This is a genomic window from Paenirhodobacter huangdaonensis (genome assembly GCF_004022465.1).
Classification (GTDB): Bacteria; Pseudomonadota; Alphaproteobacteria; order Rhodobacterales; family Rhodobacteraceae; genus Rhodobacter; species Rhodobacter huangdaonensis.
This window is the reverse complement of the sequence record NZ_SAVA01000001.1, coordinates 21,585-34,835: the sequence shown is the minus strand read 5'-3', so window position 1 is coordinate 34,835 and position 13,251 is coordinate 21,585. Positions and strand designations below refer to the sequence as shown.

11 protein-coding genes are annotated in these 13,251 nt (G+C 68.9%); 8 read left to right on the top strand and 3 right to left on the bottom strand.

The genetic code is table 11. The features are described from left to right. Positions 1-123: 123 nt before the first annotated feature. The 3 genes from EOW66_RS00160 to EOW66_RS00150 form a co-directional block, all read right to left on the bottom strand. Positions 124-1,929, bottom strand: coding sequence for a sigma-54-dependent Fis family transcriptional regulator (locus EOW66_RS00160; RefSeq protein WP_128153987.1), 1,806 nt, complete (start codon positions 1,927-1,929; stop codon positions 124-126). Positions 1,930-2,154: 225 nt separating this feature from the next. After that, positions 2,155-2,880: an LrgB family protein gene (locus tag EOW66_RS00155; RefSeq protein WP_206363645.1), complete on the bottom strand. Its 726-nt coding sequence runs from the start codon at positions 2,878-2,880 to the stop codon at positions 2,155-2,157. Between the two features lie 10 nt (positions 2,881-2,890). Next, positions 2,891-3,283 carry a CidA/LrgA family protein gene (locus tag EOW66_RS00150; RefSeq protein ID WP_128153986.1) on the bottom strand — a complete coding sequence of 131 codons (393 nt, stop codon included), beginning with the start codon at positions 3,281-3,283 and terminating at the stop codon, positions 2,891-2,893. 94 nt (positions 3,284-3,377) lie between these two features. Here EOW66_RS00150 and EOW66_RS00145 point away from each other — a divergent pair, with 94 nt between their 5' ends. The 8 genes from EOW66_RS00145 to EOW66_RS00110 all read left to right on the top strand — a co-directional run bounded on the left by EOW66_RS00145 (position 3,378) and on the right by EOW66_RS00110 (position 13,193). Further along, complete coding sequence (locus EOW66_RS00145) at positions 3,378-4,277, top strand: LysR family transcriptional regulator (protein ID WP_113900495.1); 900 nt, start codon at positions 3,378-3,380, stop codon at positions 4,275-4,277. A 73-nt stretch (positions 4,278-4,350) separates the two neighbouring features. After that, on the top strand, positions 4,351-5,253 hold the full coding sequence (locus tag EOW66_RS00140) for a LysR family transcriptional regulator (protein ID WP_128153985.1): 903 nt from the start codon (positions 4,351-4,353) through the stop codon (positions 5,251-5,253). A gap of 122 nt (positions 5,254-5,375) precedes the next feature. Beyond that, complete coding sequence (locus EOW66_RS00135; protein ID WP_128153984.1) at positions 5,376-6,530, top strand: ABC transporter substrate-binding protein; 1,155 nt, start codon at positions 5,376-5,378, stop codon at positions 6,528-6,530. Positions 6,531-6,597: 67 nt separating this feature from the next. Further along, positions 6,598-7,581, top strand: coding sequence for an ABC transporter ATP-binding protein (locus EOW66_RS00130; RefSeq protein ID WP_128153983.1), 984 nt, complete (start codon positions 6,598-6,600; stop codon positions 7,579-7,581). Continuing rightward, positions 7,578-8,519, top strand: coding sequence for an ABC transporter permease (locus EOW66_RS00125; protein WP_128153982.1), 942 nt, complete (start codon positions 7,578-7,580; stop codon positions 8,517-8,519). The genes EOW66_RS00130 and EOW66_RS00125 overlap by 4 nt, the downstream gene beginning before the upstream one ends. After that, positions 8,509-9,318 (top strand): ABC transporter permease, encoded by an 810-nt coding sequence (locus tag EOW66_RS00120; protein WP_128153981.1) that lies wholly within the window; start codon positions 8,509-8,511, stop codon positions 9,316-9,318. Before EOW66_RS00125 ends, EOW66_RS00120 begins: the two co-directional genes overlap by 11 nt. A gap of 17 nt (positions 9,319-9,335) precedes the next feature. Beyond that, positions 9,336-10,760, top strand: a complete 1,425-nt coding sequence (locus tag EOW66_RS00115) for a gamma-aminobutyraldehyde dehydrogenase (RefSeq protein WP_128153980.1) — start codon at positions 9,336-9,338, stop codon at positions 10,758-10,760. A 348-nt stretch (positions 10,761-11,108) separates the two neighbouring features. Beyond that, positions 11,109-13,193, top strand: a complete 2,085-nt coding sequence (locus tag EOW66_RS00110) for a c-type cytochrome (RefSeq protein ID WP_128153979.1) — start codon at positions 11,109-11,111, stop codon at positions 13,191-13,193. The last annotated feature ends 58 nt before the right edge of the window (positions 13,194-13,251 follow it).

Here is a 13,251-nt window from a genome sequence, read left to right as displayed (position 1 = left end):
CTCACTCGATTGCAGCATGCGATTGCATGCCGAAGCATAGAAGGCGGGCGAGAGGCGCCGGAAGGGCTGCGCGGCCGCGGCTTCTGTCCGATTTTCGGACAGTCCGGCGGGGCCGGGTGGCGGTCAGCGCCGCGGCGGCTGGCGCAGGCCGTATTGCTCGAGCTTGAGATAGAGCGTCGAGCGCGCGATGCCGAGCCGGCGGGCGGCGCGGCTGAGGTTGCCGTCCGCCTCGGACACGGCGTTCAGGATCGCGGTCTTTTCGCTCTCGTGCAGGCGCAGCGGGGTCGGGCCGGTGCTGGCGCGGATGTCGGCGGGCAGGTCGGCCGGCTCGACCACCCGCGAGCGCGCCTCGGCCCGCCCGGTTTCCAGCGCCGCGAGCAGATCGCGCATCTCCCACAGGTTGCCGGGCCAGTCGTAGCGGCGCAGCGCCTCGAACGCGGCGGGGCTGAAGCGCAGCGGGCGCCGCCCGGCCGGGGCGCAGAGCCGGGCGAAGTGCTGCACGAGCGGGCCGATCTCGTCGCGCCGTTCAGCGAGCGCCGGCAGACGGATCACCGCGCCGGCGCAGCGCAGCTGCAGCTCGCGGCAGAGCCTGCCCTGCCGCACCGCCTCGGCCAGCGGCGCGCTGGCGAGGGCGATCAGCCGCACCGGCGCCACGCTGCGCTCCGTCAGCCGGTCCAGAAGCTGCGCGAGCAGCGGTTGCGCTTCGGCCGGGGTGTGTGCGGGTTCGCCCAGGCACAGCGCGCCGCCGCGCGTGCCCTGCCGCAACGGGCCGGTTCCCTCGCGCAGGTCGCGCCGCAGGGTCTCGGCGTCGAGCGCCGCGCAATCGAGGGTCTCGAATGGCCGGGTCGGGCCGCCGCAGGCGGCGTGCAGGGCGCGGGCGAAGGTGCTTTTGCCGGCCCCCGGCGCGCCCTCGATGGTCAGGGCGATGGCGCGGTCATGGAATTTGCGGGCTGCGGCGCAGAGCGGCGCAAGGGTCGGGCTCGCCGCTGCGATCGCGTCGAGTGTCAGCCCCTCCGCGGCGTCCGGCGCGGGGCGGCGCCGCGCCGGCGCGGGCGGCAGCGTCACCACCAGGCCAAGCGCCGCGCCAGGGCCGCCCAGCACGTCGACATCGGCGCCGGGCAGCCGGTCGCGCAGCAGGGTCGCGGCATGCTCGGCATCGCCCTCGCGCTGTGCGGCGAGCCGGCGCAGGGCCTCGGGCGCGGGCAGCCCGCTTTGCGCGGCGCAGCGCTCGAAGGCGTCGCTCGCCCAGACCAGCCGGCCGAAGCGGTCGAGCAGCATCATCTCGTCGCCCTGCCGGCGCGGCCGGCTGTCGAGCAATTTCTCGATCAGCGCCCGGTGCCCGCGCAGATCGGCGTCGCGCAGCGAGGCCTCGATCTGCGCGGCGAGTGCCGTGGCCAGCGCCCCCGCGTTGCCGAACCCCGCCCCGGGTGTGCCGGAGATGTCGAGCGCGCCCAGAAGCCTGCCGTCGAGCGGATCATGCAGCGGCACGGCGGCGCAGGCCCAGTGCCGGATCGCTGCGCAGAAATGCTCGTCGTCGCTGATCGTCACCGGCCGGCGCAGGTGCAGCGCGGTGCCGATCGCATTGGTGCCGATCGCGCTTTCGCTCCAGCAGCCGCCCGGTTGCAGGTTGTTGCGCTCGCCCCGGCGCTGTCCCTGCGCGCCGCCGACGGCGTCCATCACCACCCCGCCCGGGTCACACAAAAGCACGATCGCGTCGCTGGTGTCGAGCATCGCCCGGGTGCGCTGCAAGAGCTCGCCCGCCGCGCCGCGCAGCCGGTCGCTGCCACCGAGGATGCGGCGGAACTCATCTTGCGCCACGCTCGGCGCATGGGTGCGTGTGTCGAGTCCTCGCCCGCCTTGCGAGCGCAGCCACGAGCACAGCACCAGGTCGCGCTTGGCGCCCTGCTGCTGTCGGGGGATGCGGGTCATGCCTGTCCTCCGGCCTCCTCAAGCCTGCGCCCAGATGCGGGATCCGGGGCGCCGCTGTCAAGCGAGCTGCGCCGTGGGGCGCCGGCCCCGGCCAGGGCGAGCGCCGCGGCGGCGGTGCCAAGCCGCCCGGGGCGGAACACCGGCGTTCCGTCGTCCCGCGCGGGGATCCCCGCGCTCAGCCCCTGCGGGCGGCGCGCCGCAGGGCCGGCCGGCGCGCCGTGTCTGTCAGGCGAGGATCATCGCGACGACGGGCGCCATCAGCACGTTGAGGATGCCCACGAGCACCATCACCAGCCCCGCAATCGCGCCCTCGGCCGAGCCGATCTGATGCGCGCGCGCGGTGCCCGCACCATGCGCGCCCATGCCGAAGAGCGCGCCGCGTGCCAGCGCCGAGGCGAAGGGCAGGCGGGCGAGGATCATGTCGCCAAGCGCCGCGCCGGTGATGCCGGTGATCACCACGAAGACCGCGGTCAGGTCCGGCACGCCGCCGATGTCGCCCGAGACCTCCATCGCGAAGGGGGTGCTGATCGAGCGCGGCACCAGGCTCAGCCGCAGCGCCTCGTCAAGGCCGAGGAGCGAGGCGAGGCCCCAGCTGGTGACGATCGCGGTCAGGCTGCCGGCGATCATGCCGACCAGCAGCACCGGCCAGTGCCGGCGGATCAGCACGCGCTGTTCGTAGATCGGCACTGCGAAGGCGACGGTCGCCGGGCCCAGCAGCAGCACCAGCCAATGCGTCCAGCGCATGTAGTCGCGATAGCTGACATGCAGCGCCAGCACCGCCGCGGCGACCAGCACGGGGGCCACCGCAAGCGGCATCAGCCACCAATGCGGCCAGCGCCGGTAGATCCGCTTGGCGATCGCATAGGAGCCGATCGTCAGCACCGACCACAGCAGCACATTCGCGCCGGTCAGCGCCATCGGATCGAGCGTGGCGAGAGACAGATCAGGCATGGCGGGCAGATCAGGCATGGCGGGACATCCAGCGATAGCAGGCCTCGACGGCGAGCGCGGTCGACACCATCACCGAGATCGTGCTGACCAGAATGACGGCGAGGATCTTCAGCCCGATCAGGCCGAAGAACTCGCGATGACCGAGCACCGCAAGCACGGCGGGCACGAAGAACAGCAGCATCTCGGCCAGGAACCAGTTCGTGCCGCGCCGCAGGCTGAGCGCGCTGAGGCGGCGGCTGAGCAGCAGCGCGAGCAGCAGCGCGAGGCCGAGGATGCCCCCCGGCAGCGGCGCGCCCGAGGCGATGGCAAGCGTGGTGCCGAGGCCCCAGAAGAAAAGCACCGCCCCGATCTGCAGCACCGTGCTGCGGTGCAGCCGCTTTGAAACAGCATAGTGAGTCGACATCGCGGCCCTCCTTTCGATCGCTCTTATCTAGGGAAGGGCTTGCCATGAGTGAAATGAATTGATTGACTGCAAACTATTCTAATGGAGAATGATGATGGAATTCCGGCCGCTGCGCATGTTCGTCGAGGTTGTCCGGCAGGGCGGGTTCTCGCAGGCCGCGCGCGAGGTGAATGCGACGCAATCGACGATCAGCAAGGCGGTGAAGCAGCTCGAGGACGAGATCGGCGTGCCGCTGCTTGACCGGATCGGGCATCGCAGCGTGCTGACCACGGCGGGCGAGATCGTCTATCGCCGCGGCGTGCGGTTGCTCGCGGACCGTGACGACCTGCTGGCCGAGCTCGACGATCTGCGCGGGCTTGGCCGCGGCGTGCTGCGGCTTGGGCTGCCGCCGATCGGGTCGAGCACGCTTTTCGCGCCGCTTTTCGCCACCTACCGGCAGCGCTATCCCGGCGTCGAGGTGCAGCTGACCGAGCATGGCAGCGACCGGCTCGAGGAAAGCCTGCGCGCGGGCGAGATCGACTTTGCCGGTGCGCTTTTGCCGACCTCGGAGGATTTCGAGGTGCAGCTCGTTCGGCGCGAGCCGCTGGTGGCGCTGCTGCCGCCCGGCCATCCGCTGGCGCGGCGGCGGCGGATCGCGCTGGCCGAGCTGCGCGAGACCCCCTTCATCATGTTCGAAAGCGGCTTCGCACTGCATCGGGTGATCCTCGACGCCTGCCGGCGGGCGGAACTCGAGCCGAAGGTGGTCGCGGTCAGCAGCCAGATCGACTTCATGGTGAAGCTGGTGGCGGCGGGGATGGGCACCACCTTCCTGCCGCGGATGATCGCGCTGCAGCGCGCCGGCAAGGCGGTGCGCTGCGTGCCGCTGAGCGAGCCGGGCACGGATTGGGTGATGGCGATGGTCTGGCGCCGCGGCGCCTATCTGTCGGCCGCGGCGCAGGCCTGGCTCGATCTGGTGCGCGGCTATGACTGGGGCGAGCCGGCCGAGCTGCCCTGAGGCCCGCCCTCCGCGGGGCTTGACCGCGCCGGCGCGGGCGGGTCTTGTCCCGGGCAAGAGAGGGAGCCCCCGCATGGCCTTCACCATCCGCCAGCTGCGCTATTTCATCGCCGCCGCCGAAAGCGGCACGGTCTCGGGGGCGGCGCTGGCGCTGTCGATCTCGCAATCGGCGGTGACCGAGGCGATCCGCGATCTCGAGGCCGACCTTGGCGTCGCGCTCTTCGCCCGCCACCCGCGCGGGCTCGAGATCACCCAGAAGGGGCATCAGTTCCTGCGCCATGCGCAGGGCATTCTGGCCAGCATCGCCGACGCCCGGCAGGCGGTGGTTTCCGACACCGAGAAGCTTGGCGGTTCGCTGCATGTGGGGGTGACCTCGCTGGTCGCGGGCTATGTGCTGTCGGACATCCTCGCGCGGTTCCGCCGGGCCAATCCGAATGTCGAGGTCACCGCACTCGAGGACAGCGGCGATTACCTCGAGCACCTGCTGATCGGCGGCGAGCTGGACGTGGCGGTGATGGTGACCTCGGCGCTGCGCGACCGGATGGCGTTGCAGACCGAGATCCTCGAGGTCTCGCCCTATCAGCTGTGGCTGCCGAACGGCCACCGGCTGACCGAGGCGACCTCGGTCGCGATCGAGGATCTGGTGGGCGAGCCGATGATCATGCTGCGCCTCGACGAGATCGAGGAGGCGACCCGCACCCTGCTGAGCGCCCTTGGCGCGCGCCCGCGCGTCGCCTTCCGCACGCGGTCTGTGGAGGCGGTGCGCTCGCTGGTGGCGACCGGCGCGGGAATCGCCCTTCTGCCCGAGCTTGTCTATCGCCGCTGGTCGCTTGAAGGCGACCGGATCGTCTCGCGCGATGTCTCGGGCAAGCTGCCGGTGGTGCAGGTGGGCGTCGTCTGGCGCAAGGGCGCGCCCCTTCCCGAGACCGCGCGGGAATTCATTCGCGCCGCGCAAAGCCATTCGGTGCAACGATAAATTCTGATATCGACTTTTCCGATAGCGGGCTTCTGACAATTGAATTTGCGAAAACGTGCCATCTCGCTCACGCTTCCGTGCGAGGGGCCCCAATGTGCCCCGCGACAACAGGGAACACTTTGATGAAAAAGCTTCTGAACCTCTGCGCCTCGGGGATCGCCCTTGGTGCAGCGCTGTCGCTGCCGGCACAGGCCGAGATGCTGAAGGAACTGAGCAAGCCCGAGGGCGCGCTGTCGATCGTCGCCTGGCCGGGCTATATCGAGCGCGGCGAGACCGATCCGGCCTATGACTGGGTCACCAAGTTCGAGCAGACGACCGGCTGCAAGGTCGAGGTGAAGACCGCGGGCACCTCGGACGAGATGGTGTCGCTGATGAACCAGGGGGGCTTCGATCTGGTCACCGCTTCGGGCGATGCCTCGCTGCGGCTGATCGCGGGCGGCAAGGTGCAGCCGGTCAACATCGAGCTGATCCCCGACTGGAAGCGCGTCGACGACCGGCTGAAGGATGCCCCCTGGCACACCGTCGACGGCTCCCATTACGGCGTGCCCTTCATGTGGGGGCCGAACGTGCTGATGTACAACACCGAGGTGTTCAAGACCGCGCCCGACAGCTGGGATGTCGTGTTCAACGAGCAGACGCTGCCCGACGGCAAGTCGAACAAGGGCCGGGTGCAGGCCTATGACGGCCCGATCTACATTGCCGATGCGGCGATGTATCTGAAGGCGCACAAGCCAGAGCTCGGCATCGAGAACCCCTTCGAGCTGAACGAGGACCAGTATGCCGCGGCGCTTGAACTCCTGAAGGGCCAGCGCAAGCTCGTCTCGCGCTACTGGCACGACGCCATGGTGCAGATCGACGACTTCAAGAACGAGGGCGTCGTCGCCTCGTCCTCCTGGCCGTTCCAGGTCAACCTGCTGAAGGCCGACGGCGCGCCGGTCGCTTCGGTGGTGCCGAAGGAGGGCGCCTCGGGCTGGGCCGACACGCTGATGCTGCATTCGGACGCCAAGCACCCGACCTGCGCCTATCTCTTCATGGAGCATGCGCTGAACTCGAACCTGCAGTCGGATCTGTCGGTGTGGTTCGGCGCCGTGCCCTCGGTGCCCGAGGCCTGCACCGACAAGTCGGGCATGCAGACTGCCGAGGGCTGCGATGCGAACGGGCTGAAGGACTTCGACAAGATCTGGTTCTGGCGCACCCCGACCTCGAAATGCGAGGCCGGCGGCTGCGTGCCCTATCACCGCTGGGTGTCCGACTACATCGCCGTGATGGGCGGCTGATCCGTCCGGCGCCCGGGCGGTGACGCCCGGGCCCTCCTTCCTGACTTCCTCCCCTGAAAGACCAAGCATGACCCAAGCTGTGAGTTTCCGCGGCGTCTGTCGGCATTTCGGCATCGTCCGGGCCGTCGACGGTGTTGACCTCGACATCGCCGATGGCGAGTTCTTCGCCATGCTGGGGCCCTCGGGTTCCGGCAAGACCACCTGTCTGCGCCTGATCGCGGGCTTCGAGCAGCCGACCGCCGGCCATATCGAGATCTATGGCGAGCGCGCCGAGGGCGTGCCGCCCTACCGGCGCAACGTCAACACCGTGTTCCAGAACTATGCGCTCTTCCCGCACATGGACGTGCGCGACAACGTGGCCTTCGGGCTGCGGGTGAAGGGCGTGGGCCGGGCCGAGCGCACCCGCGCCGCCGAGGAGGCGCTCGATCTCGTGGAACTCGCGGGCTATGGCGACCGCCGCGCGGGGGCCCTTTCGGGTGGCCAGCGGCAGCGCGTGGCGCTTGCGCGTGCGCTCGTCAACAAGCCGCGCGTGCTGCTGCTGGACGAGCCGCTCGGCGCGCTCGATCTGAAGCTGCGCGAGCAGATGCAGGAGGAGCTGCGCCGGTTGCAGCGCTCCCTTGGCATGACCTTCGTCTTCGTCACCCATGACCAGGAAGAGGCGCTGTCGATGGCCGATCGCGTCGCGGTCTTTGCGCAGGGCACGATCCAGCAGGTCGGCACCCCGGAAGAGATCTACCGCCGCCCGGCAAGCCGCTTCGTCGCCGATTTCGTCGGCTCCTCGAACGTGCTGCCGGCCGAGTTCGTCGGCACCGGCCCCGCCGGCCGCTGGGCCAGCCTGCGCCCCGAGGACATCCGCCTCGATCCCGCCGGCCGCGAGGCCCGGGTCACCGCGCGCGCCTATCACGGCCGGGTGGTGAAGCTCGGTCTCGAGCTGGACGGTCAGGCGCTGACCGCGCTCGTCCCGCCCGCCGAGACCCTGCCCGAACCCGGCCAGACCGCCCGCATCGGCTGGGACCCGGCCAAGGTGCATGTGATGGAGCCGGGCGCATGAGCGAGGCCGCGATCTTCCCGCCGCGCGCGGGGCTTGTCGCGCGGGGCGTCGACTGGGTGATCCGCCATCCGCGGATGTTCACCTTCCTGATGATCCTGCCGATCGTTCTTTGGCTCGGCATCGTCTACATCGGCGCGCTGATCGCGCTGCTGCTGCAGAGCTTCTTCTCGATCGACGAGTTCTCGGGCGTCGTGCAGCACGAATTCACCCTCGCCACCTATGCCGAGCTGCTGCGGCCCTCGAACTTCGACATCATCGCGCGCACCGTGGTGATGGCGGGCTCGGTCACGCTCGCCTCGGCGGTGCTGGCCTTCCCGATCGCCTATTTCGCCGCGCGCTATGCGAAGGGGAAATGGAAGGCGCTCTTCTACATCGGCGTGATGCTGCCCCTGTGGTCGAGCTATCTGGTCAAGGTCTACGCTTGGAAGCTGGTGCTGGCGAAGGAGGGCATCCTGAACTGGGTCTTTGCCAAGCTGCACCTGACCTGGGCGCTCGACGGCCTGCTGTCGCTGCCGGTCATCGGCGGCAACTCGCTCTCGGTCAGCTATCTCGGCACCTTCATCGTCTTCGTCTATATCTGGCTGCCCTACATGATCATCCCGGTGCAGGCCTCGCTCGAACGGGTGCCGGCGCCGCTGCTCGAGGCCGCCTCGGACCTTGGCGCGACGCCGCGGCAGTCGTTCCGCATGGTGCTGTTCCCGCTCGCCCTGCCGGGCATCGTCGCGGGCTCGATCTTCACCTTCTCGCTGACGCTTGGCGATTACATCATCCCGCAGATCATCGGCTCGGGCCGGCTGTTCATCGGCCAGGCGGTCTACACCCAGCAGGGCACGGCCGGGAACATCCCGCTTGCCGCCGCCTTCACCGTGGTTCCGATCGTGCTCATGGGCTTTTATCTGTGGGGCGCGCGCAAGATGGGGGCTTTCGATGCAGTCTGACACCAAGGCGCCGCTTGCGCTCAAACTCTCGGCGATCGGCGGGCTCGTGTTCCTGCTCGCCCCGATCGCGCTGATTTTCCTTTACGCCTTCACCACCGAGGAAAAGAGCTATCAGTTCCCGCCGCCGGGGCTGACCACGAAGTGGCTGGGCGTGACGCTCGGGCGCGGCGACGTCTGGCAGGCGCTTGGCCTGTCGCTGAAGGTCGCGGCGATCTCGACCACGATCGCGCTGGTGCTCGGCACGCTGACGGCCGCCGCCGTCGCCCGTTCGCGCTTCTTCGGACGCGAGGCGATTTCGCTTCTCGTGATCCTGCCGATCGCGCTGCCCGGCATCATCACCGGGATCTCGCTGCGCTCGGCCTTCGCGCTGCTCGACATCCCGTTCAGCACCTGGACCATCGTGCTGGGCCACGCGACCTTCTGCATCGTGGTCGTCTACAACAATGCCGTGGCGCGGTTCCGCCGCACCTCGGGCGCGCTCATTGACGCGGCGATGGATCTGGGCGCGGACGGGGTGCAGACCTTCCGTCTGGTGATCCTGCCCAACATCGGCACGGCGCTTCTGGCCGGCGGGATGCTCGCCTTCGCGCTGTCCTTCGACGAGGTGATCGTGACCACCTTCACTGCCGGCAACCAGTCGACCCTGCCGATCTGGATGCTGGAAGAGCTCGTCCGCCCGCGCCAGCGCCCGGTGACCAACGTCGTCGCCATGGCCGTGGTGCTGGTGACGGTGCTGCCGATCCTTGCCGCCTATTACCTGACCAAAGACGGCGAAAACACCGCCGGTTCCGAGAAATGACTGACTGGGAGACCTCCATGCAAACGCAGATGCTGATCGGCGCCGACCTCGTTTCGGGCACCGAGACCGAGGAACAGATCCTCAACCCCCGCACCGGCGAGGTGATCGTCACCCTTCCCGAGGCCTCGCTGGCGCAGGTCGAGGCGGCGGTGACAGCCGCGACGACGGCCTTCACCACCTGGTCGCGCACCACGCCGGCCGCCCGCTCGGGCTATCTGCTGAAGATCGCCGAGAAGATCGAGGCCGAGGCGGCGACGCTCGCGGGGCTCGAGGCGCTCAATTGCGGCAAGCCGGGCCACATGGCGCTTGGCGATGAGCTGCCGGCGATCATCGACTGCTTCCGCTTCTTCGCGGGCGCCGTGCGCACCATGCACGGGCCGGTGGCGGGCGAATATCTGCCGGGCCACACCTCGATGATCCGGCGCGACCCGATCGGCGTCGTCGCCTCGATCGCGCCGTGGAACTATCCGCTGATGATGATGGCGTGGAAGATCGCGCCGGCGATCGTGGCGGGCAACACCGTGGTCTTCAAGCCCTCGGAACAGACGCCGCTCACGGCGCTCGCGATGGCGCGGATCTTCGCCGAGGTGCTGCCCGAGGGGGTGGTCAACATCGTCCTTGGCCGTGGCGAGACGGTGGGGTCGGCGTTGATCAACCACCCGAAGGTGGCGATGATCTCGCTCACCGGCGACATCGCGACCGGGCGCAAGATGCTCGAGGCCGCGACCCGCACGATCAAGCGCACCCATCTGGAACTGGGCGGCAAAGCGCCGGTGATCCTGTTCGACGATGCCGACATCGAGGCCGCCGTCGCCGGGCTGCGCGCCTTCGGCTATTACAATGCCGGGCAGGACTGCACCGCGGCCTGCCGGATCTATGCGCAATCCGGGGTCTACGAGAAGTTCGTGGCGGAACTGGCCGCGGCGGTCTCGACCATCGGCTTCGGCAACGAGGACGACAGCCTGAACGAGATGGGGCCGCTGATTTCGCCGCGCCAGCGCGACCGCGTCGCTTCCTTCGTCGCCCGCGCCCGCGAGCAAAACCACATCGAGGTCGCGACCGGCGGCGAGATCCCCGCGGGCAAGGGCTTCTTCTACAAGCCCACCGTGATCGCGGGCGCGCTGCAGTCGGACGAGATCGTCCGGCGCGAGGTCTTCGGCCCGGTGGTCTCGGTCACCCGCTTCGACGAGCCGGAACAGGCGATCGGCTGGGCGAATGACTCGGACTATGGTCTGGCGTCGTCGGTCTGGACCAAGGACGTGAGCAAGGGCCTCTCGGTCGCCTCGCGGCTGCAATACGGCTGCACCTGGGTGAACACCCACTTCATGCTGACCAACGAGATGCCGCATGGCGGGCTGAAGCAGTCGGGCTATGGCAAGGACATGTCGATCTATGCGCTCGAGGATTACTCGGTCGTGCGGCATGTGATGATCGCGCTCTGATCCCCTGGCGGCGGGGCAGGGCGCCCCGTGGCCACCTCGGGCCCGCGTCATGCCGCAAGGTGTCGCGCGGGCCTTTTCGCATCCACCGGGGCGGCGCCCGTGGCATTGTGCCGCGCCCGGAAGCGGGGCTGCGGCGGGCAGGCGACCCGGGGCCGGCTGAACTTCATAAATTCATTGTATTATCAATTAATTGAGCGCAGTATTACGGCTGGGCGCCAGCGCCTTTCCCTGACGCCCGCATGCTTCCCCCTCGGGTAAACCCCTAGAGGCTGCGGGCTAACCCCGGATTGCTCGCAAGGGGGGCTCTTTCTAGCCTCGGGCAAGCGCAGAAGAGTGGAAGTGATCGCCATGGCTACGGATAAGAAAAGTCGCAAGGGCAAATATGCAGCCGCCGTCGGGGTGGTTGCGGTGCTGGCCGGGGGGACGGCGCTGTTCCTCGCCCGGCCGCCGGCACTCGAGGCGGTGACGCCCGGCTTCACCGGCGCGGCAAGCGCGGATCTGATCGCGCGCGGCCGCTACATCGCCGAGCTTGGCGATTGCGTCGCCTGCCACACCGCGAAGGACGGGGTGGAGATGGCGGGGGGCCTTGCCCTCGAAAGCCCGATGGGCACGATCTACTCGACCAACATCACCCCCGATCCCGAGACCGGCATCGGCGGCTGGAGCTATGCCGCGTTCGACCGCGCGATGCGCAAGGGCGTGGCGGCGGATGGCCGTCACCTCTATCCGGCGATGCCCTATCCCTCCTATGCGAAGATGACCGAGGCGGATATGGGCGCGCTCTGGGCCTATCTCAGCCAGGGCCTTGCGCCGGTGAAACAGGTGACGCCCGAAACCAACCTCGGCTTCCCGTTCAACCAGCGCTGGGGCATGGCCTACTGGAACACCGCCTTCCTGCAAAGCGCCCCCTTCAGCCCCGATCCGACGAAGGATGCGGTGTGGAACCGTGGCGCCTATCTGGTGCAGAGCCTCGGCCATTGCGGCGCCTGCCACACGCCCCGCGGCATCGGCTTCCAGGAGGTCACCATGGACGGCACCGGGCCGCATGGCGACAAGTTCCTGTCGGGTGCGCAGGTCGAGAACTGGAACGCCGTCAACCTGCGCAACCTGTGGACCGTCTCCGACATGGTGCGCCTGCTGAAGACCGGGCAGAACCGCTTTGCCACCGTCTCGGGCAGCATGGTCGACGTGATCTCGCATTCGACGCAGCATTTCTCGGATCTCGATCTGACGGCGATGGCGGTCTACATGAAATCGCTGCCCGCCGACCGGCCGGAGCAGCCGGCAAGCCCCGCCGACGTGGTGGCCGCGCTGGTGCCCGAGACCACCTGGACCACGCCGGGCGGGCTTGGCTATGCGCAGTTCTGCTCGGATTGCCACCGCCCGAACGGCGAGGGCGTGCCCGGCGTCTTCCCGCCCTTCGGCGGCAACCACACGATCGCGGCCGACGATCCCGCGACGCTCATTCACATCACCCTGACCGGCGGGCAAAGCGCGATGACCGCGGCCCATCCGCGCGCCTTCCACATGCCGGGCTTTGCCAAGCTCGGCGATGACGAGATCGCGCAGATCCTCAGCTTCGTGCGCGAGAACTTCGGTGCGGGCGCCGCGCCGGTGACGCCCGAGGCGGTGGCCAAGGCCCGTGCGGCGATCGGCCCCGCGGTCGACAGCTCGACCTTCGAGACGCCGCGGCTCGCCGCGATGCTCGGCGCGCCGAACGCCGAGCAACTGGTGCGCGGCATGCGGCTGAATGCCGAGACCCGCGACCTGCTGCCCGAGCATGTCGGCGACGCGCTGAACTGCACCTCGTGCCACCTGAATGCGGGCACGGTGGCGAACGGCTCGCCCTATGTCGGCATCACCGCCTTCTTCCCCTCCTACCAGAAGCGGGCGGGCAAGGTGATCGACATGGAGGACCGCATCAACGGCTGCTTCCGCCGCTCGATGAACGGCAAGCCGCTGGCGAAGGACAGCCCCGACATGAAGGCGATGCTGGCCTATTTCGACTGGATGAAGGGCGAGACCAAGCCCGAGGACAAGGTCGAGGGCCGCGGCGTGGGCAAGGTCGATACCTCGCTGATCCCCGATCCGGTGCGGGGCAAGACGATCTATGCCGAGCAATGCGCCGCCTGCCATGGCGAGAATGGCGAGGGGCTGACCGATGCCGCCGGGCGCATGGTCTACCCGCCGCTCTGGGGCGATCATTCGTTCAACATCGGCGCCGGCATGGCCCGCACCTTCACCGCCGCCGCCTTCGTCAAGCAGAACATGCCGATCGCGGCGCATGGAAAGTTCCCGCTCGGGCAGGGGGGGCTGTCGGATCAGGACGCGATCGACGTGGCGGAATACTTCTCCCACATGCCGCGGCCCGACTTCCCCGACAAGGTGAAGGACTGGCCGAAAGACCCGAAACCGAAGGACGCGCGCTACTGATCCCACATTCCGCGTCCTGCGTCCGCGGCCGGCCCCTCGTCCCGGGGCCGGCCGTTTT